Source organism: Streptomyces sp. NPDC051664, assembly GCF_044453545.1.
GTDB lineage: Bacteria > Actinomycetota > Actinomycetes > Streptomycetales > Streptomycetaceae > Streptomyces.
In genome coordinates, this window is sequence record NZ_JBITCU010000011.1 from 50,203 (window position 1) to 73,528 (window position 23,326).

At 67.3% G+C, this 23,326-nt stretch carries 17 protein-coding genes and 3 pseudogenes; 7 read left to right on the top strand and 13 right to left on the bottom strand.

Annotated elements, in window-relative coordinates; translation table 11 throughout:
• Window positions 1-8 precede the first annotated feature (8 nt).
• The 6 genes from ACIA8E_RS21380 to ACIA8E_RS21405 all read right to left on the bottom strand — a co-directional run bounded on the left by ACIA8E_RS21380 (window position 9) and on the right by ACIA8E_RS21405 (window position 6,761).
• On the bottom strand, window positions 9-1,730 hold the full coding sequence (locus ACIA8E_RS21380; protein WP_399300492.1) for a heparinase II/III family protein: 1,722 nt from the start codon (window positions 1,728-1,730) through the stop codon (window positions 9-11).
• Between the two features lie 61 nt (window positions 1,731-1,791).
• A complete protein-coding gene (locus ACIA8E_RS21385; protein ID WP_399300936.1) occupies window positions 1,792-2,559 on the bottom strand; it encodes a hypothetical protein in 768 nt (255 codons plus the stop codon).
• 12 nt (window positions 2,560-2,571) lie between these two features.
• On the bottom strand, window positions 2,572-3,483 hold the full coding sequence (locus ACIA8E_RS21390; RefSeq protein WP_399300495.1) for a carbohydrate ABC transporter permease: 912 nt from the start codon (window positions 3,481-3,483) through the stop codon (window positions 2,572-2,574).
• Window positions 3,480-4,424, bottom strand: coding sequence for a carbohydrate ABC transporter permease (locus ACIA8E_RS21395; protein WP_399300498.1), 945 nt, complete (start codon window positions 4,422-4,424; stop codon window positions 3,480-3,482). Before ACIA8E_RS21395 ends, ACIA8E_RS21390 begins: the two co-directional genes overlap by 4 nt.
• Window positions 4,421-5,689, bottom strand: coding sequence for an ABC transporter substrate-binding protein (locus ACIA8E_RS21400; protein WP_399300501.1), 1,269 nt, complete (start codon window positions 5,687-5,689; stop codon window positions 4,421-4,423). The genes ACIA8E_RS21395 and ACIA8E_RS21400 overlap by 4 nt, the downstream gene beginning before the upstream one ends.
• Before the next feature lie 52 nt (window positions 5,690-5,741).
• Window positions 5,742-6,761 (bottom strand): hydroxyacid dehydrogenase, encoded by a 1,020-nt coding sequence (locus tag ACIA8E_RS21405; RefSeq protein ID WP_399300503.1) that lies wholly within the window; start codon window positions 6,759-6,761, stop codon window positions 5,742-5,744.
• A 199-nt stretch (window positions 6,762-6,960) separates the two neighbouring features.
• On the opposite strand from ACIA8E_RS21405, the gene ACIA8E_RS21410 reads away from it, so the two are divergent.
• Window positions 6,961-8,148 (top strand): substrate-binding domain-containing protein, encoded by a 1,188-nt coding sequence (locus tag ACIA8E_RS21410; RefSeq protein ID WP_399300506.1) that lies wholly within the window; start codon window positions 6,961-6,963, stop codon window positions 8,146-8,148.
• 51 nt (window positions 8,149-8,199) lie between these two features.
• Here ACIA8E_RS21410 and ACIA8E_RS21415 read toward each other — a convergent pair whose 3' ends face one another.
• The 3 genes and pseudogenes from ACIA8E_RS21415 to ACIA8E_RS21425 all read right to left on the bottom strand — a co-directional run bounded on the left by ACIA8E_RS21415 (window position 8,200) and on the right by ACIA8E_RS21425 (window position 13,005).
• Complete coding sequence (locus tag ACIA8E_RS21415) at window positions 8,200-11,184, bottom strand: GH59 galactosidase (RefSeq protein ID WP_399300509.1); 2,985 nt, start codon at window positions 11,182-11,184, stop codon at window positions 8,200-8,202.
• Between the two features lie 434 nt (window positions 11,185-11,618).
• Window positions 11,619-11,810: pseudogene (locus ACIA8E_RS21420) on the bottom strand (IS5/IS1182 family transposase); the annotation flags it as partial.
• A 172-nt stretch (window positions 11,811-11,982) separates the two neighbouring features.
• Window positions 11,983-13,005, bottom strand: coding sequence for an LD-carboxypeptidase (locus ACIA8E_RS21425; RefSeq protein ID WP_399300512.1), 1,023 nt, complete (start codon window positions 13,003-13,005; stop codon window positions 11,983-11,985).
• Window positions 13,006-13,210: 205 nt separating this feature from the next.
• On the opposite strand from ACIA8E_RS21425, the pseudogene ACIA8E_RS21430 reads away from it, so the two are divergent.
• Window positions 13,211-13,966: pseudogene (locus tag ACIA8E_RS21430) on the top strand (transposase family protein).
• Between the two features lie 169 nt (window positions 13,967-14,135).
• Here ACIA8E_RS21430 and ACIA8E_RS21435 read toward each other — a convergent pair.
• On the bottom strand, window positions 14,136-15,053 hold the full coding sequence (locus tag ACIA8E_RS21435) for an endo-beta-N-acetylglucosaminidase H (protein WP_399300515.1): 918 nt from the start codon (window positions 15,051-15,053) through the stop codon (window positions 14,136-14,138).
• A gap of 228 nt (window positions 15,054-15,281) precedes the next feature.
• On the opposite strand from ACIA8E_RS21435, the gene ACIA8E_RS21440 reads away from it, so the two are divergent.
• The 4 genes and pseudogenes from ACIA8E_RS21440 (at window position 15,282) to ACIA8E_RS21455 (ending at window position 18,550) form a co-directional block, all read left to right on the top strand.
• Complete coding sequence (locus tag ACIA8E_RS21440; RefSeq protein WP_399300519.1) at window positions 15,282-15,926, top strand: tetratricopeptide repeat protein; 645 nt, start codon at window positions 15,282-15,284, stop codon at window positions 15,924-15,926.
• Window positions 15,923-16,126: pseudogene (locus ACIA8E_RS21445) on the top strand (transposase); the annotation flags it as partial. The gene ACIA8E_RS21440 and the pseudogene ACIA8E_RS21445, both read left to right, overlap by 4 nt.
• A 504-nt stretch (window positions 16,127-16,630) precedes the next feature.
• A complete protein-coding gene (locus ACIA8E_RS21450; RefSeq protein ID WP_399300522.1) occupies window positions 16,631-16,843 on the top strand; it encodes a hypothetical protein in 213 nt (70 codons plus the stop codon).
• 564 nt (window positions 16,844-17,407) lie between these two features.
• Window positions 17,408-18,550 carry a hypothetical protein gene (locus ACIA8E_RS21455; protein ID WP_399300525.1) on the top strand — a complete coding sequence of 381 codons (1,143 nt, stop codon included), beginning with the start codon at window positions 17,408-17,410 and terminating at the stop codon, window positions 18,548-18,550.
• Between the two features lie 13 nt (window positions 18,551-18,563).
• Here the strand turns inward: ACIA8E_RS21455 and ACIA8E_RS21460 are convergent, their stop codons facing one another.
• Both ACIA8E_RS21460 and ACIA8E_RS21465 read right to left on the bottom strand, forming a co-directional pair.
• On the bottom strand, window positions 18,564-19,469 hold the full coding sequence (locus ACIA8E_RS21460; RefSeq protein ID WP_399300527.1) for a hypothetical protein: 906 nt from the start codon (window positions 19,467-19,469) through the stop codon (window positions 18,564-18,566).
• Window positions 19,466-19,879, bottom strand: coding sequence for a hypothetical protein (locus tag ACIA8E_RS21465; RefSeq protein ID WP_399300530.1), 414 nt, complete (start codon window positions 19,877-19,879; stop codon window positions 19,466-19,468). Before ACIA8E_RS21465 ends, ACIA8E_RS21460 begins: the two co-directional genes overlap by 4 nt.
• Before the next feature lie 31 nt (window positions 19,880-19,910).
• Here ACIA8E_RS21465 and ACIA8E_RS21470 point away from each other — a divergent pair, with 31 nt between their 5' ends.
• A complete protein-coding gene (locus ACIA8E_RS21470) occupies window positions 19,911-22,997 on the top strand; it encodes a CHAT domain-containing protein (protein ID WP_399300534.1) in 3,087 nt (1,028 codons plus the stop codon).
• A 54-nt stretch (window positions 22,998-23,051) separates the two neighbouring features.
• Here ACIA8E_RS21470 and ACIA8E_RS21475 read toward each other — a convergent pair whose 3' ends face one another.
• Window positions 23,052-23,279 (bottom strand): thiamine pyrophosphate-dependent enzyme, encoded by a 228-nt coding sequence (locus ACIA8E_RS21475; protein ID WP_399300537.1) that lies wholly within the window; start codon window positions 23,277-23,279, stop codon window positions 23,052-23,054.
• Window positions 23,280-23,326 lie beyond the last annotated feature (47 nt).

The following is a 23,326-nucleotide window of genomic DNA, read 5'->3' on the forward strand; positions in this document are numbered from 1 at the left end:
TACGACCCTTACCGGTTCGTGTCGGAGGAGGAGCCCTTCACAGAGCTGTAATCCGTAATCCCGGTCGGCATCGGGCCTGGTTCGGGCCACGCCACGGAGAGGCCATCCCCGCCGACAGCAGGGCCGACGGTGAAACGGAACGGCAACCGGGCCCGCCGCTCAACGAGGTCGAAGCCGAGCCGCAGGAGGTGGACCGTGTCGGGGGCACCCTCATGGTCGGTGGTGTGCACCGTTTCGACGTGCGGGACACAGCCTTCCGGTAGGCCGATGTGGGCCTGTGCCGCGGTTCCGGTCCACACCGCCCCGTCCGCGCGGAGTTCGGGGCGCAGCCGGCTGACGAACACCTCCTCCAGCGGCACCGGCCGTTCTGCCTCCACCTCGTCGACGAGCAGCAGTTCCCCGGTGTCGCGGTGCCAGGAGAAGGTTCGGCGCAGCGCTGTCAAGCCGTTCACCTCGTAAGCGCTGGCGAGGTCGAGGGTCAAGTCCGCGCCGTGCGCGTGGAGGTGGAGCTTCAGGACCCGGGCCGCACGGGCGCCGCCCGCGGACTGCTCGCGCGCGTCGACGCGGGGAACGGAGTGCGCGCGCGAGGAGGCGTGCAGGAATGCGTAGCGGGTGGCCTCGTCGAAGTACCCCTTGCGGTACTCGCCGGCGCCCAGGTCGGCGAGCAGCACCTCACCCCGGGCCGCCAGTACGAACTGGCCGAGGTCGTTGTGGTTGTGCGGCTCGGCGTTGTGGCCGCCCTTGGCCGCGAAGGCCACGCCCTGTCCCCGGTCGACCAGCCAGGCGAGGTCGGGGAGGTACGCCGTGGGCGGCTCGGGTTCCGGCGCGGGGGCGGGGCCCGGGGCGCCCCAGCGCAGGGTTCGGGAGAGGTCGGCCCAGTCCCGTGAGAGGTCCGCCCCGCTGTCCGTGGCCTCCACGGCCTCGGCGGGGACCCGGACCCCGAGCCTCCGCGCGAGCTGTCGGGCGAGACCGGCGGGCACGCGAGACCGTTCCTCCCCGTCCGAGAAGGCGGGGAACAGCCCGCCGCCCAGATGCACCGCGCCCGGAAAGCGGGCGATGGCCGACACCTTGGGGTGGGTGAGCAGATCCTCCCCGGTGAACTCCCGTAGCCCCTCGGCGAAGTAGACGAAGTGCGCGAACCCGAACACCCAGTAGCCCACCCCTTCCGCACAGCCCCCGTCGTCGCCGAAGCCACTGAGGTACGTGAGTTGGGCGCGTCGGCACCGGTCGAGGACTCGGGTCAGGCGCGGCCCCGGCTCCCACAGGGCCAGTGCCGCGAGCCCCACGCAACCGCCACACACGGCTGCCCAGTTGTGTGCCCAGCCCTCCCACAGAAGCGGGCGTTCGTCGTCGGCGAGGAGGGACAGCACCCGGTGGTCCACCTGGTCGCGCACGCGGGCGGCGACCCGGGGATCGAGCCGGTCGCCGCAGACCTGGACCGTCTCGGCGAGCAGCTGCGCGGTGAGCGCGGCGAACAGGTCGAGGCACTGGTCCATGCCCCGGCCCAGGCGGGTCGCATGCATCTCGTGGGCGGGCAGCGCCCAGGTGTACTCGTCGCAGACGGACCACAACGCATCGGCCAAAGACCCGAGTTGGACTGCCGGGTCAACCAGGACCTCGGCGGCGAGGGCCGTCACCAGCGCTCGGCGCCGGAAGTACAGCTCCTCGTACGCCAGACGGTCGCCGTCGTCGTCGAAGCGGCGGTACACGGAGAACGGCAGGTCCGGCATGTGCGTGCTCCGCGCGGAGTCCGCCGCCAACCGGATACGGGCATGCAGCCCGCCCAAGCGGTCAGCGTCCAGCGGATGTTTTCGGTCCCGCGCCCGACCGGAAGCTGTCGGTGACATCACGCCTCCCCTCTCGTTCGACAGGGTCGCTCGCCGCGCCCGGATCGCTGAAGACCGCCATGACCCGGCAGTTGCGCCACAACACGAACAGCACGCACCCAGGCAACACCGCGAGCCCCAACAGTGGCGCCTGGTTGACGAGCAACAGGACCACGATCCCCAGCACGAGGTTCATCAGGGCCAGCAGCCCGTGCCGGACCACTGCGTACGGCGCCAGCAGGAAGAGCCGCCGTCCGATGCCCCCGCCCCCGGCCACATGCGCGAGCGCGACCGGCCACGCCGCGACAGCCACCAGCGCGACCACCACCGCCATCGGTACGACTGCCGTACCCAGCACGAATGTTCGCAGTGTCACGACATCCGTGACGGCCGCGATCACGAGCAGTACGAAGGGTGCCGAGACCAGCGCCGCTCGCCGGAACAGCTGTCGGTATGCCCGGGCGAACAGCCGTACCGGCGCCTGCTCGTCCCCGGTTGTCGCGCCGAGATACGCGAACGCGGCGGCGAGGGACGGTCCCGGCAGCGTCAGCAGCAACAGCCCGAAGAACACCGGGTGCCGCCACGGCTGATGGGTCACTTGCAGCGCGGCCAGCAGGGGCAGATTCGTCACGGCGACCCCGAGGTTGACGACCAGGACACGGTGGACGTGCGCCCAGATCAACTCCCATGAACCGTAAGCGACATTCAGCCGCGGACGCCGGCTCGCCTCCATCTTCTCCACCCCTCAGCCCTTCACACCGGTCGCCGCGATGCCCTGCACGAAGTAGCGCTGGCCAAGCAGGAACACCGCCAGGACCGGCACCACGGAGAGCACCGAACCCGTCATGATCATCGCCGACTCCGCGTCGTACTGCCCGATGAAGGCGCGCAGCCCCAACTGCACGGTCCACAGGCGGTTGTCGGTGAGGTAGATGAACGGGCCCATGTAGTCGTTCCAGGTGTTCACGAACGTCAGCAGCGCGAGGCTCGCGAGGGCCGGCTTGGACAGCGGAAGCACGATCCGCGCCCAGATGCCGTACTCGGTCAGGCCGTCGAGGCGGGCCGCCTCGCTGATCTCGTCCGGGATCGTCAGATAGAACTGCCGCATCAGGAAGACTCCGAACGCGCCGAACGCCTGCAGCAGGATGAGTGACGTGTACGAGTTCACCAGGCCGAGCTTCTGCATGATCACGTACTGCGGCACCATGTACGCCTGCCACGGCACTGCGATCGTCGCGATGTAGCCGGTGAACAGCAAATCCCGGCCCGGGAAGCGCATCTTGGCGAAGCCGTACGCCGCGAAGCTGCCGGTGAGCACCTGCAGAAACGTGATCACGATACTCAGGAAGAACGAGTTGCCGAGGTAGGCGGCGAACGGCACCCGCGTCCAGATGGTGGCGAAATTGTCCCATTTGAACTCTTCGGGGATCCACTGGATCGGCACCGTGAAGACATCGCGGTCATCCTTGACCGACGAGATCAGCATCCAGATGAACGGCAGGAGAACCGCAAGGGCCACCACGGCGAGAAGCACGTACAGGGCGATCTGCCCGGTGACCACCACCGCGCCGCTGCGGGCGCGGGGCTCCGCCGCAGGGCCTGCGGGAGCCGGGTCCGTGGGCGCGCTGCTGTCCTTGCGCAGCACGGTGGTGCTCATCGCTCGCTCCTTCGCTGCATCCGGAACTGGATCACCGTGATCACCAGGCAGATCAGGAAGAGCGCGAGGGAGACCGCCGAGGCGTAACCGAAGCGGCCCTGCGTGATGCCCTCACGGAAGATCAGCTGGGACAGGACGAGGGTGGAGCGGCCCGGCCCGCCCTCGGTCATGACCTGCACCAGGTCGAAGACCTTGAAGCTGGAGACCGTGATCATGACGGTGACGAAAAAGGTCGTGGGCCGAAGTCCCGGCAGGGTGACGTGCCAGAACCGCTGCCAGGGGCCCGCGCCGTCCATGCGGGCCGCCTCGTACAGCTCGGCCGGGACGGTCTGCAGTCCGGCCAGGAACAGCACCATGTAGTAGCCCATGTCCCGCCACACGCTCGTGATGATCAGCGCAGGCATCGCCCAGTCCTGGGAGCTGGTCCAGCCCGGCGGGTGGTCGATGCCGAGGAACGTCAGGAACTGGTTGACCGGCCCCGACTCGGGGCTCAGCAGCATGTTCCACACCACGGCGACGGCGACGAGCGACGTGATGTACGGGAAGAAGAAGGCGGTCCGCAGGACGTGCACGCCGCGCAGCCTCTGGTTGAGCAGCACGGCGAGGCCGAGCGAGACCCCGAGGGTGAGCGGGATGTGTCCTGCCGCGTAGTACAGGGTGTTCTGCAGCGCGGCCCAGAAGTTGGAGTCGGTCCACAACCGCTGGAAGTTGTCCAGGCCCGCCCACTTCGGGGTGGAGTAGGAGTCCCAGTCGGTGAAGGAGATCGCGAGCGCGCCGATCACCGGGACGAGGGTGAGGGCGGCGAACCCGAGGAAGTTCGGCAGGATGAACGACCAGCCGACCAGGAGGTTGCGGCGCCGCCGGCGCTTCGCGGCGGCCTGGTGGGCCGCGGAAACGCCGTCGGACGCATGCTGGGTGACTGGGGGTGCGACGACGCTCACTGGACTTCGTCCTTCACGCGCTTGTCCATCTCCTTGATGCCCTCGTCGACGGACTTCTCGCCGCTCATGATCATCTCGTGCTCCTCCTTGAGGATCTGGTCGATGTCGGAGGTCTTGTCGCTGACCGGCATCTCCAGCTGCACCGTGGTCGGCTGCATCGTCTTGCGGGACAGTGCGTCGGTCGGCATCCCGTCGACGGAGAAGAAGGTGTCGAGGATCTTGTCGCTGGTGTACGCGGGCGTGACGCCGATCTTCGCGACGGCGGCGGCGCCCTCCGGACCTGAGGCCCAGGTGACGAACTTCCTGGCGGCGTCCGCGTTGCGGGCCTTCTTGTTGACGGCGAACGCGGTCGGCGAACCGAAGGTGACGGTCTTGCCGTCGTTCTTGACCTGCGGCATCGGCGCCATGCCCCAGTTGATGTCGTTCTTGCCCTGCGCCTTCTCGGCGAGCAGCGCGGCCGCCCACCACGAGCCCATCGGGACCATGGCGGCCTTGCCGGTGGTCAGCTGCGAGTCGTAGGTGATCTGGTTGCTGGAGGCTGTGGAGAACGGCAGGGTCGCCTTCGCCTTCTGCAGGCCGAGGGCCATCTCGTACTGGTCCTTGAAGAACGCGTAGTCGCCGCCGAGCTGGTCGCCGCCGGTCTGCGCGGAGGAGATCGCCTGGACGACGGAGCGCCAGGTGTGCAGGTAGGTGCCGTAGACCTTGTCGGAGCCGGAGCCCTTGGTGAACTTCTTCGCCAGCTCCGCGTAGTCGTCCCAGGTCAGCTTGGACAGGTCTTCCTTGCCGACCATGTCCTTGTTGTAGAAGAGGACCCAGAAGTCCGAGCGGTAGGGCAGCGCGTAGTACTTGCCCTTGAGGTTGTAGTCGTCGAGACCGGAGTACGACGCCTTGTCCAGCTCGGCCGCCTCGTCGGTCAGCGGCAGGAGCTGGTTGCGGGTGGCGTAGCGGGCGTAGTCGGTGACGTTCTTCATGGTCAGGACATCGGTGGTGTCACCGCCCGCAAGCATTGTGGTGACCTTCTCCGGGTAGTTGTCAGCGAGGATGTCGACCGGCTGGACGTCGATGTCGGGGTACTTGGCCTCGAAGCCGTCGATCAGGGCCTTGAACTCGGGCGTGGTCTTGTAGTTCCACAACGCGATCTTCACGACGGTCTTGCCCTTGGACGACGAGGTGCTGTCCGTGCCGCTGGCGTCGCAGGCGGTGGCAGTGAGGGTCGCGGCGACGACCAACGGCGCGATACGGGCGAGGTTCTTCGTCAACTTCATTGCGGCGGCTCTCCTTTGAGCGGTTGGGGACGGTGGAGCAAGCGGGTCGGGGTCAGGCGCTCAGGCCCAGGGCCCAGCTCTCCGCGGTGATCTCGGCCCGCAGCGGCTTGCTGGCGACCCAGCGGGCGAGCTCGTCGAGGACGTGGTCGGTCAGCCGGCCGATCTCGGTGCCCAGGGACCCGGCGATGTGCGGCGTAATCATCACGCGGGCGAGGCGGCGCAACGGCGATTCGGCGGGCAGCGGTTCGGGATCGGTGACGTCGAGGATCGCGAAGAGCCGGTGGGCGGCGCACTCGGCGGCCAACGCGTCGGGGTCGACGAGCGAGCCGCGCGCGGTGTTGATGACCGTCGCGAAGTCGGGGAGCATGCTCAGCTGTTCGGCGCCGATGAGGTGGTGGGTCTCGGGCAGCTCGGGGGCGTGCACGGACAGCACGTGGACCCGCGGCAGCATCTCCTCCAGCGGTACGAGCCTCGCACCGGCCCGCGCCACCTCCTCCGGGTCGGCGTACGGGTCGGCCACCAGGCAGGTGGTGCCGCGCAGCACCTGCAGCAGCTCGACGACCTGACGGCCGATCCGCGAGAAGCCGACGATGCCGACGGTCCGCCGGAAGTTGGACAGGTCGCCGTAACCGGTGACCGAGCCCCAGCCCCCGTAAGCGCGCTGCTCGTCGGCGGCGAGAAACGGGACCTTCTTCCCGGCGAAGATGATCGCGGCGAGGGTGTATTCCGCCACCGGTACGGCGTTGGCGTCGGCGGCGCTGGTCACCCGGATCCCGCGCCGCCACACCTCCTGCCCGACCAGGTCGCGCACGCTGCCCGCCCCGTGCAGCACGGCCCGCAGGCGGGGTGCCGCGGCGAGCCGCTGCGGTGTGAGAGCGGGCGCGCCCCACGACGTGAGCAGCACTTCGGCGCGGGCCAGGCGTTTGCGCGACCGTGCGCTGTCGAGGTCGTCCGTCCAGCAGGGCTCGTCCAGGGTCACGAGGTCGGCGAGGCGGCGCAGCCGGTCCTGGTCGAAGTGTGCCTCGAAGCTGGACCTGCTCATCACGACCAGAGCGCGGGCCTTGGTCTGCATGCGGTGCGGGCTCCTCTGCCTTTGGGCGCCCGCTCAAACAGCAGGTGCCATCCGTGTTTCCGGCGAGTTCCAGCCAGAAGACGCTGAGTCAGAGATAGTGGTCAGCCACACAGACCCACCAGAGCTCGACCACAGACGAAACGAGCCGAACAAACTCGAACATCGCCCGGGCTCAGCACCGGACGGGAGGGGATGCGCCATGACGTCGACACGGCTCACCGGGCCCGAGGGACCCGCGGGATCGTCCGCGAGGGCCGACCAGCTGTTCGCACTGCAACGCCGCGAACGGCTGATGGACCAGCTGCGGCTGCACGGCGCTGTTCGCGTGCGCGATCTCGCGCAGGACCTCTCGGTCAGCGAGCTGACGATCCGGCGCGACATCGCGGCGCTGGCCGAGCGCGGCCTGCTGACCCGGGTGCACGGCGGGGCCACGCTGCCCTCTGCCCTGGAGCAGGAGCCGGTGCGCCGGAGGCGGCTCGCGATGCCCGCGTACACGATCGGGATGGTGGTCCCCTCGCTGGACTTCTACTGGCCGCACATCGTCAGTGGCGTCCGCAACGCCGCGGCGGCGCACGGCGTCAACGTTCAGCTGCGGGGCTCCAGTTACGACCAGACGGAGGACCGCCGGCAGATCGTCCGGCTGACCGAATCCGGGCAGGTGCAGGGGTTGCTCCTCGCGCCGAACCTGGAGGGCCCCGGCATGCACGAGATGATCGACTGGATCGGCAAGCTGCCGGTCCCCGTGGTCTTTGTGGAGCGCAACACGCCCGACTGGACCCCGACGCCGCACCAGCTCGAATGGGTGCGCAGCGATCACGCGACCGGGCTGGAGATGGCGGTCCGGCATCTGCACACGCTCGGCCACCGCAATATCGGGCTCGTGCTGTCCAAGGGCAGCCCCACCTCGGCGCACCTCGCCGTGGGGTGGCACCGCGCCTGCGCCGAACTCGGTCTGTCCGCTGACTTCCTGATACGTGAGAGCGTTGCCCTCGACGTCCCGGGACACCGCCGGATCATCGGTGACATCCTGGAAGGCTGCCGCCGCTCCCGCATCACCGCGCTCATCGTGCACAGCGACCCCGACGCACTCTCGGTGGTCCAGTACCTGACCGAGCAGGGCATCCGCGTCCCCGACGACCTGGCAATCGTCAGCTACGACGACGAGGTCGCCCATCTCGCCGACCCGGCCATCACAGCAGTACGGCCGCCCAAGGCTCTCGTGGGCCGCACGGCCGTCGAGATGATGCTGGCACGCCTGCTCGAAGGCAGTCGCCGTCCGGCCCAACGGGCGCTCATTCTTCCGGAGTTGATGATCCGCGCCTCGTCGCTGCCGGCCGCTCCGCACTCCGTGCCCGCGCCCACGACGCGGCGTCGCGAACCGGCCTGAGCGGTCCCGGTGAGGCCTCCGCCGGGACCGCTCGCCCTGTACGAGAGCTGTCTACTGCGCGGCGTCCTCCTTGCGCGCCAACTGGTCGTACGCCGTTCGCAGCCTGCTCGCGAGCTGCTCGGCCCCGACGGTGTCGAGGCCGTCCTGCCCGGCCACGGCGGACTTGGCGACGGCGACGGCATGCGCGAACACGTCCCACGACGCGGCCGTGTACGCGCCCTGCTCCGGCGCCGCGACCTCCGCGAGGGCACGGCGGATCGGCGCCGTGTCGACCCCGCCGTCCTCCTCGTGAGAGGCGGAGAAGGTGTTGAGGGCGTCGAGGACGAGCGTCCCCGACTTCAGGACGAACCTCACCCGGTGCTTGCCGTCCGGCAGGCCGCGCAGCGCGTACGCCGCCAGGCGCTTGTCGGTGGCGGCGGTCTTCGCGTTCCTGGCGACGAGTACGCCGTCGACATAGACGTCGAGGACGGCGCTGCCGTCGTTGCCGCCGATGACGTCGACCCCCGTACCGCGGAACGGGACGGTGAAGGACGCGCCGGCCGTCGTGCTCGTCGACGTCGAGCGGTACCAGTCCATCGCGTCGCCGAGCGAGGCCTTCCGGCTCCACACGCCCTCGTACGTGACCGCACTGTCCATGTTGTCCAACTGTGCGCTGGCGTACGGCGTGTAGCCGTCGACCCTCTCGACCTTCAGGTTGTCGAAGCCCGTCCGCTGGAAGCCGCTCCCGAGCTTGACGCGTCCCTCGGTCTGCGGGGTCGGGTCGTCGTAGGTCGCGACCGCCGTACCGTCGACGAAGGCGGTGATCTTCGCCCCCTTCGCCTCGACAGCGAGGCGGTAACCGTCGGCCGCCGCGACCTTGCCCTGCGCGCGGGCCGTGCCGTACTCGTAGAACGTCCAGGCACCGTCGGGACCGATGCGCAGGTTGTAGGCGGCGTCGCTGATCGCCATGCCCTTCTGCTGGCGCACGCCCAGGGCCGCGAGACCGCCGTCCGGGTCGGGGAAGGAGACGTCGACGGACGCCTTGTAGTTCTCCCAACGGAAGTCGCCGACCGTGGTGTTGGGAGTGTTCTTGTTCCAGGAGGCGGTGTCCTTCATGGACTGGTCCATGTACTGGTACAGCACTCCGTCGCCGCCCACCTCCCATGCGCCGGTCTGGTCGACCATGTAGCGGGGCTGGTTCCCGCGCGAGGCGAGGTACGGCTGGAACGTCGTGCCGACCTTGACCTTTCCCTCTTCGTCGTACGCGAAGTCGTCCGCGTACAGGTACGTGTCGTGGGTGTCGCCGCGCTTGCCACTCCCGTCGCTGTCGAGGACGGCGCGCTCCCCGGACTTGGGCAGGCGCTGCTTCGTGGACGCGTCGGCGCTCTTGTGGAGCGTGGTCAGGCTGGTGATGGACCGCGGCTTCACGGTGTACGTGTACGCGCCATCGGCATCCGGCCGGATCTCGTCGACCAGCTGCTTGAAGTTGGCGTCGTAGCGCTGCCCGGCGTCGGCCGCTCGGGTCTCCCACACCTCCATCGTGGGGTCGCTGCCGAGCCGCAGATTCTCAGCCTTGATCCGGTACGTCTTCGGCTGGTCACTGTCGTTGACGACGACGGTCGAGAAGTCTTTCTTCTCAGGATCGGCGAGCGTCATGTAGCTGGGGGCGCCGTTGGAGCCGTCGAGATTCTCGGTGCCGCTCACTCCGCTGTAACTGGCTTCGGGAACCGTGCGCCAGATGCCCGCCGTGTTCGTGTCGTTCTCCCAGCCCGTCTTCGCAAACTCGGTGAACTGTTGCATCACGTACAGCGCCGCGTCGTAGTGGAGATATCCCGACCACGGGTCGCGTGCGCTGACCAGTTCCTTGTGGCTGTACTGGGCGCCCTCATAGAAGGAACCGATCGCCGGCTGGAAGATGTAGTGGGTGCGCTTGGAATTCGCGTAACTCTTGACGAGGCGGTTGGCGACGTCGAGAGCGCTCTGCACGCCGCCGATTCCGGTGCTGGCACCGTTCGGGCCTTCGGTGTTGTTGACACGGTAGTCGGTGTAACCGAACGAGGCGGTCCCCTCGCTGTACCAGACCTCCTTGTCCTGGCCGTACGTGCTGTCGCCGGTCGCCAGCTTCGTGTACGGCAGATATGTGGAGCTGTCTGCGGCGCCCTCGCGCCGGTCCTCCGTGGTGTAGTGGTAGCCCGCCGCGTCGACGATCCCGAAGAGATCGGCGTCGCTGAGCATCGCCGGGCCCATGTTGAGCGTGTTGTTCTCGTCGGAGGCGACAATTTTGATGCGGTGGTAGGCCTTGGCGGCCGCTTCCCGCTCTCCGGCCGGAATTCCGTAGCGCTCGCTTGCGAAGTCCGTGTCGTTCACGACCGCGTTCTTGTACCACTTGACGAACGAGATGTCCGGCGAGCGGGTCTCGTTCTTGTCCGGGTTGACATAATTGATCATGTACCCGTACTTCTCGTAGACGTCGAGGATGGTCTCCTTGTACCAGCGGTACATCTCGTCGGTGCCGGTGCCCTTGTTCCATTCCAGCTGGACCCATTGGGGCATTTCCCAGCGCAGAATCGAGACCTTGAGCTTCGGGTTGACCGTCTTGGCGTCGGCGGCCAACTGGAAGCCCGGGGAGCGGGAGGCGTCGGCGAGCTCGTCCCGTGTGCGCATGGTCGCCGGGTCGGCGCCGGTTGAGGTGTTCGTGTCCGACCCCATCTCGACCTTGACGTGATTGACGAGGGGATTCTCACCGCCGAACAGCACGCGGATGAGCTGCCAGTACCGCTCGGGGTGCTCGGCCTTGTAGTCCATCAGCAAATTGCTTGTGCTGTTGCAGCTGAGCACGCCGAGGCCCTTGTACGTCAGGCCGTTCACGTTGTCGGCATGCACGTCGTCACCGTCGACCACGACCTCGACCGGGTCGTCCGCCGCGTGCGTGGGAGGCGCGGCGACCAGTCCCGTCCCCAGCGTCACGGCAGCGGCAGCGGCAGCGGCGAGCGACGCCCATCTCAACCTTCTCTGCGCACGCGTCTTCATCTGCGTGTGCGTCTTCTGTGTACGCATCCAGCCTCGTTCCCTTTGCCTCGTCTGCCTCGTCCTGACTCGGGCGCGGGAACATGACACAACGACGCCGTTCAAGCCCTCTACGGATCACCCGCACACGACCACACTCATTCGCACTCGAACATCGGGGTCGGGCGCCGCGCTACTCGTCTTCGGGCGGCCGATTCACCTTCACCGCCTGCTGGTTGAAGGCAGCGCGATACTCTCCGGCGGACCGAGACGGCTCACCTGGAGACCACCGGTGTCGACGACGGTCTGGCCGACGGCGATGGCCGGCCCGTCGTGGTGGACGGGCGTCGAGAGAGTTGTAGTCGTTCGTCTCGACATATCACCTGGCCCGCAGGCGCCCCCACCCGGTCACGCCAGCCGAAGCCCACCATGGCGGGACAGCCCTTAAAGAGCGTTTTGTCCCGCGGATAGTGTTTGGATCGAAGTCAGGTGTTGCGCCAGTTCAGGGTGGATTCGCGGGTCAGGCGTCTGCTTATGAGGTCGATCATTGCGAGGCAGATCATGGCCTCGGAGCGGTGCGGATGCGTCTCGTAGTCGCGGGCGAGACGACGGTGGCGCATGAGCCGGCCGAGGGTGCGTTCGACGACCCAGCGCCGCGGGATCACCTTGAGGCCCCGTTGGCCCTCGATCCTTTCCCTCATGACGGTCCCCACGAGGACCCACTGGAGGTCTGGGTCATTGAGCTCTTTCAGAGTGGCCACCGATCGGGTGATGGTCACCCGATAGTCAATCCGCATCCGCCCAACAAGTTGGGCAGGCCCCAAGAAGAAACTCACTGATCCGCGTTGCTCAGCCGCCCGGTCCGGTCACCGTGAGCGGGCGTACCGCCGGTTCGAGCAGCGACAATGTCCGCTGCTGCGCGTCTAGGGCGACGCGGATGCCGACCGGCATCGGCAGATTCGGGCCGGCGTGTCCGAACTCGACGTTGCCCAGGACCGGGATGTCACGGTCGCCGAGGACGTCGAGGACTATCTCGGGCAGGGTCGGGGACGCGTCGGGCGAGTCGAGTCCGTCGATCGCGTACGGGACGCCCACGACCATGCCGGCGATTCGATCGAGGATGCCGCAGTGCCGTAGTACCTGTAGATAGCTCCACACATACGATGCTTGGCCGCCCATCTCCTCCCAGAACAGCACCGCGCCGTCGAACCATTCGAGCGGCAGCGCGTAAGGTGTCGCCTGCGCCAGCACGATGCGATTAATCACCCCGCCGATCAGTCGGCCTTCGGTGCGACCGGCACGCCAGCACTCCCACGACGGGGTGGCTGGCAGTGCACCGATCGGCTCCGTACCGGTCAGCAGCGTCGAGTAGAGCTTTTCAAGTTCCGCTCTGCGTGCTGCGGGCGCGGCCTGCCAGTGCCCGCCGAGTCCAGGGGTGGCCAAGTCGGCATGGAAGCCGACCAGACCCGTGCGCGCGTAGAGCACCAGATGCAGCAGCGAGATGTCGCTGTAGCCGAGGATCGGCTTGGGGTCGGCAGTGATCGCCTCGACGTCGATCAGGTCGAGGTAGCCGAGCGCCGTCTGGCCGCCGTCATGCGCGATGATGGCGCGCACCTCAGGATCACGCAGAAGAGCATTGAATTCCCTGGCGGTCTCCGCCGGCGTAGCCGCGCTCCACCAATGGTGCCGCCCTGCTTCGAGGAGCGGTGCCCGACGCACGCGGAATCCCATCCGCTCGAGCACGACCACCGCCTGCTCGAGGTCGGGCTCGTAAGCGGCATGGAGCGGCCCGGACAGCGATGCGATAACGACGAGATCTCCGGGCCTCAGGGCACGAGGTCGAAGCAGTTGAGGCAGTGCAGAACCGGTCACCGACGCAGTATCCCGACACGCGCAACAACACGCTACACATATACCGATCGACCGCCCAGCAAGCCTTGCCTACATACCCAGCAGGAACAATGAGCCTTTCAGAGTGGTCACCGATCGGGTGACCGTTACTGGGGCAGAACGGGCGAGGCCCCAGGGGTGTTGAGGTGAATGTCTGACGTCTGAACTCATCTCCCGAGGGGCCTCGTTGGTTACGTACCCTGCCGCACTGGACCTGCCGCATGCACTGGTGGAGACGGTGACGATGCTCATCGTCCTCCGTGAGGGGGACCGACGGTGCAAGCTGCGCCCGCACCAGCGTGCACTGGTCGCGCTGGTGTACCTGCGCCAGCACAGCACTCTCGCTCAGATCGCGACCGGTTTCCGGATCAGCGTCGGAACGGCACACGCCTATGTCCGTTCCGTCGTGATGCTGCTCGCCAAGGAGGCGCCGGGGCTGACCCGGGCCCTGGGCGAGGTGAAGGCGCGAGCGGAGTACGTGCTGGTCGACGGCACTCTGGCGGAGTGCGACCGGGTCGGTGACGCACGCGGCGACTACTCGGGAAAGCACCGTCGTCATGGGGTGAATGTCCAGGTCGTCACCGATCCGGACGGCACGATCCTGTGGATCTCAGGGGTGCTGCCCGGTCGCACTCACGATCGCACCGCGGCCCGCAGACACCGCATCATCGACACCTGCCGCCGACTGGGGATCTCGGTCCTGGCCGACCTGGCTTACCTGGGAGCCGGCGGCACCTTCGCCACCGGGCGACGACGCCGCCCCGGCAAAGAACTCGGCTTCCGCCAGAAGTCGTTGAACAAGGCCCATGCTCGCTTGCGCTACCCCGTCGAGTGAGGCATGGCCCGCCTCAAGACCTGGCGAATCTTCCGCAAAGCACGCTGCAGCCCGACCTGGCTCACCACCGCAGCCAAAGCCGTCGTCACTCTGGAGAGTTACCGCTGAAAGTGCTCATTCAGATGTGACCTGCCTTCTGATCCGTAAGAGGGGGCAGCAGGCAGGCGTGCGACCGCGCCCCCGACATCGTTGTCGACAGCGCGGCCTGCACGGGTCGCGGCCCTATGGGATGCGGCAGGCCCCGAGGGAGCACCGCGTGCCGGGGCGTGCGGTCGCCTTACGGCGTGTGGACGGCGTCACTGCCGTACAGTTCCCTGGTGAACGCGGAGACGTCGGCACTGCGATCGGCGCCGTCGAGGTTGTACGTCAGATAGACGCCGTATCCCTCGCTGACGGTGCGACGGGCGAGGTCGGCTGCCGTGCTCTGCGAGGTCCGGCCGATCTCGACGGCCGCCGGCGACAGCTTCGACTTGGGCAGTGCGATGCCGGGGACCTGCCAGGTGCCGTAGTACGGGTTCCAGGCGTAGTCGAACTTGGAGGAGACGTCGACGCCGCCGTAGGAAAGGCGCGACGCGGCCGGGCCAATGTTGTAGAGACTGATGATCTTGTCCGGCATGTTCGCGCGCAGTGCCGTCACCAGGTGCACGAACGAGCTGTCGTTGGGCTGGGCGGTGCCGTTGTTGCCGTACTCGGCGTATTCGTCGTCGAAGTCGATGCCATCGAGGCCGTACTTGGCCACGGTGTCCGACATTTGTTTCGCGAACGCCGAAGCCGCCTGTTGGGACGGGAAGTTGGCGAACCCTGCACCCTGGTGGTTGCCGAGCACCGAGAGGACGACCTTGATGCCCTTCTGCTGCAACGGCCGTATCTCTGTGGCGGCGTTGTCGAGGACGCGCTGCACGTTCTCGTTGAAGTACAGATACGCCGCCTTCGTGCTCGTGTCGTAGTTGATGTTCGCCGCGAAGATCACGGCGACGTCAAAGGCGTTGCCGCCGCCGTTGGCGAGCGTGTACTTGCCGGCGTTGAGCATGCTGTTGTTGTTCACCTCGACGTACGCCACCGAGGTTGGCCCCTGCTTCGCGGGGGCGGGGGCCTCTGCCGCGCCGGTCGTGGCGGTCGTGCCGAAGGCGAGGGCCGCGACGGCCGAGAGCGCGAGCGCGGCCGTCCGCAGTCTGCTCCGTTCCAGAGTGAACATCGTTGATCGGTCTCCCATCGCATGGTCGGCACCCGACTTGTTCGGAAGCGCCGAGTGAGCCCTCCGAGTTTTCCGCTCCTGTGACCGAATCCCGAGAATCGTACGCGAACTCTTCACGACTCCCACGCGCGACTCACCACAACCTGGCACCTGGACAAGCAAGTTGGTGCATATAGATCAACGGTCGACACACTCCTGTGAGAGATCGGCGGACCCTCGGGGACTCCCATGGAACAACACACGCCCGACGACCCTCTGCACCGCTACGCCGAGCAGGCCGAGCCCGAGCACCTGTGGCAGGTGGCTCTCGCCGCGCCCGACGAGAACGCCGCCGCGGCGCTGTACGAGCGGCTCCTGGCAAGCCGGGAGCTGCGCGCCGCACCGGAGGCGACGGTGAACCGGGCCCGCTGGGCGAGCTGGGCCGAGCGCCTCGGGGAGCGCCTCGGCGCGGACGCGCCGGCGACCTTGCTCGCCCGGGCCCGCACGGCGTACTGGACGAGCAAGTCGGGGGCGTACGGGCGGGCCCGCGAGCTGTACCGGGAGCTGCTGCCGGACCAGCTGCGGGTGCTCGACGCGGACGATCCCGAGCTGCTCGAGACCCGCTCCCGCATCGCGTACGCGACCGGCGAGGCGGGTGACTTCGCCGAGGCCGTGGGCCTTGCACCGGGAGGTGCTCGCCGACCAGGAGCGCCTCCTCGGCCCCTCATCACGACGAGGTTCGGTCGGGCCCGGACCCTGGCGCGGCTAGGGGAGGTCGAGTCGGCGGCGGCCCTGCTCCGCGAGGTCGTCGCCGACCGTGCGCGGGTCCTGGGCGAGGAACACCGGGACACGCGCATGGCACGGAAGGAAGTGGACGGGCTGCTGGGCGGCTGACTGGGCGGAACCGCACCGGGTTACCGGAATGCGATCACAGGGGGCTAAATGAAGCCCTGGCCGCGGGCCGGGTGGAGGTGGCCCGGCTTCGGCGGGCGCTGACCGCGGTGCCGCTGCCCCGGGCGGCGGACGGCCGGCTGGTGCTGGCCGCCAACATCACCTGCCGGCTGCGCCCCGACGCACACACCTCACCGCAGCGGACGCGATTAGCGTCCCGAAATCGCAGGTTACTGACCTTGAATGGGCGATGTCGTCATGGTGGTTTGCGTAGGCCGGTGCCGATGAGCGGTACCGCTTGCGTGGAGCAGCCCTGAACGGCGCACCAGACACGGGAAGCAAACGCCACAGTTGGCAATGCGAGCCCGCCGCTGCGGCGGGCGGGCGGCTTGCCACAGCTCCCCCGTCGTGGCGTTCCGTGGGCTTTGGGCGGCTTCCCGGTGCCGGACGAGGGTGTATCGGTGCCGACCCTACCGACCGGCGGCGTCTCATTCGGTGCGGCCGGAAGTCGCTCCTACAGTGACGGCGGACGTTACCCCTACCCGAGGAACGACAACCGCACCTGACGGTTGCGGTTCGAGATGTTCGTGTCCGCGAAACTCCGTCAAAACAACCGTCAGCGTAGCCGTTAACTGCGCACAGCCGCCCTGGAGACGGGAGATCTCCGCCAAGGGCAGGCCACTGTCCGAGAGCAGCGAGACGAAGCTGTGCCGGCCGTCACCGGACTTCAGTCGATCGGCGTCACCGGCCTCCGCATGACGGTCACCGGCAAGGGCGACGCCCCCGGCGACGGCGAGACCTCCGCCACCATCGACGGCTATTGGGGCCGCACGGACGCCACCCACCCCCAGTGGGCGCGCATCGACTCGGACACCTCCTACACGTTCACCGTCGCCGCACACGACCAGGCGTGCGAGTAAGGCCTGGAATTCGCTGGCTGACCGCGACCACCCCGGCCGTCTAGTACGACCAGCTGCACCTCACGCTTCCGCCGCGCCCACTCAACGACCTCGACTTCGCGGCCCTACTGCCGGTCACCACCTCCGCATCCGGCGGAAGCCTCCAGCTGCGCTGGACGACCCTCCTGCTCCTGCACTGGGCAGCCGTGCACGGCCCTTCCACCCAACAACAGAACGGCTGGCAGAGTGCCTTCGTCGGAGCGTCCAGGATGCGCCGAGCTGGGACTTCTTGAGGAGCCGTCACGGAATGGAAAATTCAGTAGCAGCGGAGCGATAAATTCCGTTCGCATCCACTCTCGTGGACAACGGTGAAGATCAATAGATCAGGCCGTGGTTTCCGCGTGCACTTACCGAAAGCGGTAGACCATGTCTACACGCGCTAGATATGCTCACCGGATGCCTCTATATACATACCTCCTCCAGGTTCATCCGAAAGGCGGAGGGAACTGGGCCAACCTACTTGAACCGCGCTCCGGGTCCCCGGTTGACGGGACCTTCGGGACCGTCGACGTTCCGGAAAGCGGGTTGTCGGATACCGCCACGGACAAGATGAACCGATTCTCGGGCATGGGGCTCAAGCTGAGAGTGGCGTTCTGGGAAGGGAGGAAAGTGAATGAGCGCCTGTACAGCAATGAAGTCTTCCGCCTGATCTACGACGACGGCAGAATTTTGGATGCCGATGGAGTCGATCGAGACGGCGGCGACGAATCGTCCCGCGGTTCCGGGAATGTGCGGCCCGGGTGTCCTCACGCTCCGCACGACGGTTCATGCGGTCACGATGGCGCGTGCATGCTCGCGCATCACGGCAGGGACTGTGACGCAGTTCGGCCCGTCTGCCCCTCCTGCTTCGACGAAGTGTTTCCCAGCAGGGTTCCGGACATCGTCGAGCAGGTGCGCCGCGCAGGCGAGCTTGTGCTGAGATGCTCATCGTGCGAGCAGCTGTCCTTCCAGTTCGACACCGATCTGATCTGTCATCTGTGTCATTGGCTCGTACCGGATGCAAATGAAGAGCTGGAAGACCGGTTCGCGGCAAATGGCGGTGAATTTCCCCCTCAGCCAGACTCCTGTCCCGGATGCAGCAACCAACTGCCGCAACTCGATGGGCCCTTCACTTTCGGCTGCCCGAAGTGCGGACAGAGCCTCATTCTCGCGAAGGATACCTTCCGCCCCGGAACCACCATCAAGACGATGTGCCCGAACCGGGAATGCGGGCTCTACATCACGATCCCGCCGAGCATCTGGTGTCGGGTGTGCGGGCAGAACCTGCGACCCTTGGACGTCGTCAGGAGGCTGACCCTGGAGGCCAACGGCACCCAGCCGCCTGCTCGGAGCAACGTGAGAGAGGGCGACTCCACCCGTCTCTCCCGACGCCTGGCCGAAGCCGCGGACGCCGGCCTGAGGAATTACCCGTATCTCTCGAAAGAGCAGCAAGGACTTCTCCTGGATAAGAGGTACCTGGACTCGCTGATCTCCTCGGCCGACCAGGCTGACGCATGGCTACGCGGCGCGGTCGAGATCAGGGCGGCCGGCCATCAGCTCAACCGGAACGGTGGCATGCGCGCGATGCAGGAGACCCACCAGCAAGTGATGGAACTCGGCCTCAACTACCGCGATGCGGCCCGGGAGATCGAGCGGCTCTGGGACGGCATCGGAGACTGGTGGGGGTGAAAGCGGCGGCGCGCTAGGCCGGCGGTAGGTCTTTGCGCCGGAGCAGCGCGCCGATCGCCCTTCCCGCCTCCGGAGTCAGCTGGCCCGAGCATGGGACACGGAGCTGTTCGGCGATGGAGTGGATGTACAGGTCACAGGCCGACTCCACCAGTTCGCACAGGCTACTGATAGCGTCCCGCGTCTTGAGGACGCCGGCCGCGGCGAGGATGACGCAGACGATCAGCGCGGGCCACCAAAAAAGTCCCACTCCGCCGTAGAGAACAGCCCACGACACCAACACACTCGATTCCTGATAGGCAAGCTGTGCCGCCGCGATGTCACTCCTCGGCACTTCCGGCAGTAGGGTCCACAGCCGCGGCCAGACGACCGTCAGGTCGAGTCCGTAGGCCCGGTGGATCCTGATACCGGTCGCCATCCAGCGATCGCCGATCCAGGTCGGCCTCTGGGGCCGTTCGAGCCCGATCGACTCCCGCCTCGCCAGCGCGTCGCGGTACTCCGGTCCCACCAGTGCGGCGGACGGGTCCACGGCGTTGAGGATGTCCGTCCTGAGCTGGGCGGCCGTGCGGTCTGCGGCGTCCCAGCGTCGCCTGCGCTGGTCGCGGAGCCACCTCGCGGGCGCGACGGACGTACCGGGCAGCGCCCAGGCGCGACGGAGCGCCGCTCCAAGACCGATGGCCGCGAGCCCGATCGCAGCGGCGGCACCGAACACTCCCGCCACGAGAAGTACGGCCTGGGCCGTGGACCGCTGGTCGCCGAGTCGGCGCACCAGAGGTTCTGCCGCACGCGGGTCGATGGAGTGCTCCCAGCCGAGTCGGGCGGCCACGACCGCGCAGCACAGCCAGAGCAGTCCTGGCAGGAGCAGGTTCACGAGCCACCGGTCCGCGATCCTCGCTCCGAGCTGCTGCAGAAAGGCGGTCACCCGCTCTCCACCGAGATCCAGGTCAACGCGTCACCGGTGACGGCACACCTCCGGATCGGGCTTGGGTCGACAGCGGCGTACGCGCGGCCGCAGCGATAGGGATGCGGACATCGCCAGCCGCTTACCGTTCTGAATCCCCCCAGCCCATCCGGCCGGTCGCTCGGCAACGGCTTGTATTCGCGATTCGGGCCTGTGACGCCGTCGAGGCCCGCGTCCGCAGCGGCATCCTCGACGGCGTCGAGCAGGTCGGTCAGCGCATCCGCGGAACCGGCCCGGATCGCGGCCGCCAACTCCTCCCAGTTCTCGCTCGGAAATCCCGCACGCTCGATCTCCTCCCGGAGGTCGGCGTCAGACTCAAGACTCTCGCAAAGCTGACTGACTCGCCGCAGAATCGGCGTAAGGTCCGGCATAAACTTAATCCTGCCATGATCACGGGGTTCTATGGTCGAGAATGAGCGTCTCCGGCAGAACGTCATGCGTATTCGATGGCAATTGGAAGGGATGCCACAAAACCATCCGAAACAGGTGGAATTGCACGTCGATCTGACGTTGGCGCTTCAGCGCTTGTTCGATCAGTCCCGAGATGTCACCGTGCTGCGCGAAGCGATCACCGCATGCCGGACCGTCATTTCACTCACACCTCCCTCCCATCCGGAATTCGAGGCTCAAAACCGCAATCTGGGCAACTTGCTGTTGAATCTGTTCACGAGCACGACGACGGACCTCGATCCGTGGAACCTTGCGCAGGCTGTGAGGTGGTCGTATCCGTGGAGAGTCGGACCGATCGGTACCTATTTCACGGATCCCATTCCAGCCCCATCCCTTTATGAGCTCGCGTCCGCACTCCTCTGCGAGTACGAACGGACGGACGACCTGCCCACGCTGCGCGACGCCGTGACCGCGGCGCGGCACGCTGTGGAGTTCATGCAACCCCACGACCCGGCCTTCGACACGTATCGCGAGACACTCGCCTCGATGCTCTGGCTGCTTTCCGGACGTACCGGTGACGTCGAGATCCTGGACGAGGCATCCGGGTTGATCCGGCGGTCGCTGAGCGAGGCCCGGCGAGAGAGCGTGGATCACTCTGCACGGAGGAACCTGCTCTCCCTTGTGCTGAAGCGGCGGTACGAGCTGACAGGTGACGTGCCCGCTCTGCGCGATGCCGCGGAGTACGGTCGCGAAGCGGTCGCGACCGCGCCGGGTATCGGCCGTGAGGCCGCATCCTTCACAGGCAACCTGGCCGACGCTCTCCGGATGCTGTCCGAACGGACGAGGGACCTGGCCATGGCGCGAGAAGCGGTGTTCTACGCACGCGAGGCGGTCGGCGGCCTTCGGCCCGACGATCCCGAGTGGGCCGGGACCCAGGCCGTTCTGGGCAGCTCATTGGTCCACCTCGCCGACCGCACGGGCGATGAACGGACAGCCGCCGATGCCGCGAGGGAAATCGAGAAGGCCGTCATCGCCACCTCGGTGAATCATCCCGACTACCTGCCACGACTCAACGTGCTGTACCGGGCATTGATGAATGAGTACGGCCACTCAAAGGAGCCAGCGCTGCTGGAAAAGGCCTTGGAGGCCGCACGGGACCTGGTCGGGACGGCGCCCGCAGACCATCCTGAGCGGGGAAAATATCTGTCGCATCTCAGCACGGCGCTGCGCGAGTTGTATCTGCGCAGTGAGACAGATCCGGTCCGAGCACTCGATGAATCCATAGAGTTCGCGAAGCAAGCGGTTGCCAGTACTCCGCCCAATCATCCTGACCGCGCCGATTGTCTCTCCAACCTCGGTGAGTTGTTGCAGCTGTCGTTCGAGAGGACCCAGTACCCCGCGACGCTGCGTGAGTCCGTTCCGCCCCATTCGGCGACCGCCAAGATGAGCGGAGCGTCGATCAGTCAGCGCATCACGGCGGCGCAGCGGGCGGCCCTTGCGGATCTCCGATTGGGGCGTGTGCGGCGCGCGATGGCGATGATCCGGCTCGCGACGGAGCTGCTGCCGCAACTGGGCCTGCGAGACGTGGACCGCGCCGACCGGGAGCATCGGGTCAGCAGCGCGAACAGGCTCCCCGCGACAGCCGCGGCGACCGCCATCGCCGCGGGCCAACCTGGTTACGCGGTCGAACTGCTGGAACAGACCCGCGGAGTGGTCTTCGCGGGCACGCTGGACACACGGGACGACGCAGTCGAACTCCGGGCCGCAGCTCCCGATCTCCTGCCGCGGTTCCAGGAGATCCGCGACGCGATCAACGCTGCCGATCACGAGATCACGCTGCCGTCCTTCGGCGAGCACCGCGACGCCACAGGACGCCACTCGCGCGAACTCGCCGCCCGTCGCGTGGCCCTCAACGAACAGTGGGACGCGCTCCTCGAAGAGATCCGTCATCGGCCCGGAATGGCCGGCTTCCAGCGCCCCACGCCCATCGCCGAGCTGTGCCGGCACGCGGACCGGGGTCCGGTCATCTATGTGACGGCGGACGAGACGAGCGCCCACGCCCTGATTGTCCGCAACGATCCCGATGAGCCGACGCGCACCGTGCACCTTCCCGCCGCGGTCACCCGAAAGGCGGTCGTGCAGCAGGCGGATGCGTTCCGTACAGCTCTGCGGGTCACCACCGACCGGCAGCAGCCCACGCGGGCACGACGTGAAGCACAGGACCAGATGCTGGCCGTGCTCACCTGGGCATGGACCAACATCACCGAACCCGTGCTCGACTCTTTGGGCCACACCGGTCCCCCGCCGGAGGGCCGGCGTTGGAGCAGGGTGTGGTGGTGCCCGGTCGGCGTGGTCACGATGCTGCCCCTCCATGCCGCGGGCCGCTACGAGCCGATGGCACAGTCCGAGACGGTCATGGATCGCGTCATCAGCTCCTACACGCCCACCATCCGCGCGCTGGCCCACGCGCGGCGCGACGGTTCCGGTACAGAGTCCGCACTGGTGGTCTCCGTTCCGAACGCACCGGACTGTCCGCCGCTCGACGGTGCCGCCCAAGAGGCAGACATCGTGCGCGACTTCATCCCCGGAGCAACTGTCCTTCCGGCTTCCGGCGATGCGACGGACCGCGACACCGTGATCGAAGCATTGCGTCGGCACGGCATCGTCCACCTCGCGTGCCACGGCTACGCGGATCTGCGCGATCCGTCTGCGAGCCGACTGCTGCTGCACGACCACGTGACCAACCCGTTGACGCTGCACGCCATCACGCGCCTCGCTCTCCAGCATGCCCGACTGGCCTACCTGTCCGCCTGCAGCACGACCGACACCAACCAGGAACAGGCGGACGAGGCGACGCACCTCACCGCAGCCTTCCAACTCGCTGGGTACCGCAGTGTCATCGGGACGCTGTGGCCCATCAACGACCGGACCGCGATCACCGTGGCGCAGGACTTCTACACCAGCCTCACCTCCGATCGGACACAACCAGCCGACCCGGAGCTGGCGGCCGAGGCCCTGCATCATGCCGTGCGCAAACTGCGCGACAAGACCCCGGCGCTGCCCAGCCGTTGGGCCGCCTACATCCACTCGGGAACGTAACCGACTGGCGTGTCGACCGGTCCGGGCGACTGGAAGGTGTCCCTCAGCCCCGACTCACAACATCGCCTTTCCTGGTGCGGACGGCACGACGATGACCGTCGGCATGTCCGCGCGCAGCGTCGCCACGAACTCCCGCTCCAGGTCCTCCGCATTCTTCACGTCAACCGCGGTGCAACCGAAGCCGCGTGCCAGATAGGCGATGTCCAGGCCCGGAAGGTCGAGGCCGGGGACGCCCGAGGCCCGGCCACTCTGGTCGGTGTATGCGTGGTGACTTTGCTCCACTTGTTGATGGATCAGTAGCCGACCTCCAGCTCGGGAGCGCCCTCATC

Excerpts from the sequence above, each read along its gene's own strand:
- ACIA8E_RS21380 (WP_399300492.1), bottom strand. The coding sequence starts at position 1,730 with ATGCCGGACCTGCCGTTCTCCGTGTACCGCCGCTTCGACGACGACGGC.
- ACIA8E_RS21385 (WP_399300936.1), bottom strand. The coding sequence starts at position 2,559 with ATGGAGGCGAGCCGGCGTCCGCGGCTGAATGTCGCTTACGGTTCATGG.
- ACIA8E_RS21390 (WP_399300495.1), bottom strand. The coding sequence starts at position 3,483 with ATGAGCACCACCGTGCTGCGCAAGGACAGCAGCGCGCCCACGGACCCG.
- ACIA8E_RS21400 (WP_399300501.1), bottom strand. The coding sequence starts at position 5,689 with ATGAAGTTGACGAAGAACCTCGCCCGTATCGCGCCGTTGGTCGTCGCC.
- ACIA8E_RS21405 (WP_399300503.1), bottom strand. The coding sequence starts at position 6,761 with ATGCAGACCAAGGCCCGCGCTCTGGTCGTGATGAGCAGGTCCAGCTTC.
- ACIA8E_RS21410 (WP_399300506.1), top strand. The coding sequence starts at position 6,961 with ATGACGTCGACACGGCTCACCGGGCCCGAGGGACCCGCGGGATCGTCC.
- ACIA8E_RS21415 (WP_399300509.1), bottom strand. The coding sequence starts at position 11,184 with ATGCGTACACAGAAGACGCACACGCAGATGAAGACGCGTGCGCAGAGA.
- ACIA8E_RS21435 (WP_399300515.1), bottom strand. The coding sequence starts at position 15,053 with ATGTTCACTCTGGAACGGAGCAGACTGCGGACGGCCGCGCTCGCGCTC.
- ACIA8E_RS21440 (WP_399300519.1), top strand. The coding sequence starts at position 15,282 with ATGGAACAACACACGCCCGACGACCCTCTGCACCGCTACGCCGAGCAG.
- ACIA8E_RS21465 (WP_399300530.1), bottom strand. The coding sequence starts at position 19,879 with ATGCCGGACCTTACGCCGATTCTGCGGCGAGTCAGTCAGCTTTGCGAG.
- ACIA8E_RS21470 (WP_399300534.1), top strand. The coding sequence starts at position 19,911 with ATGGTCGAGAATGAGCGTCTCCGGCAGAACGTCATGCGTATTCGATGG.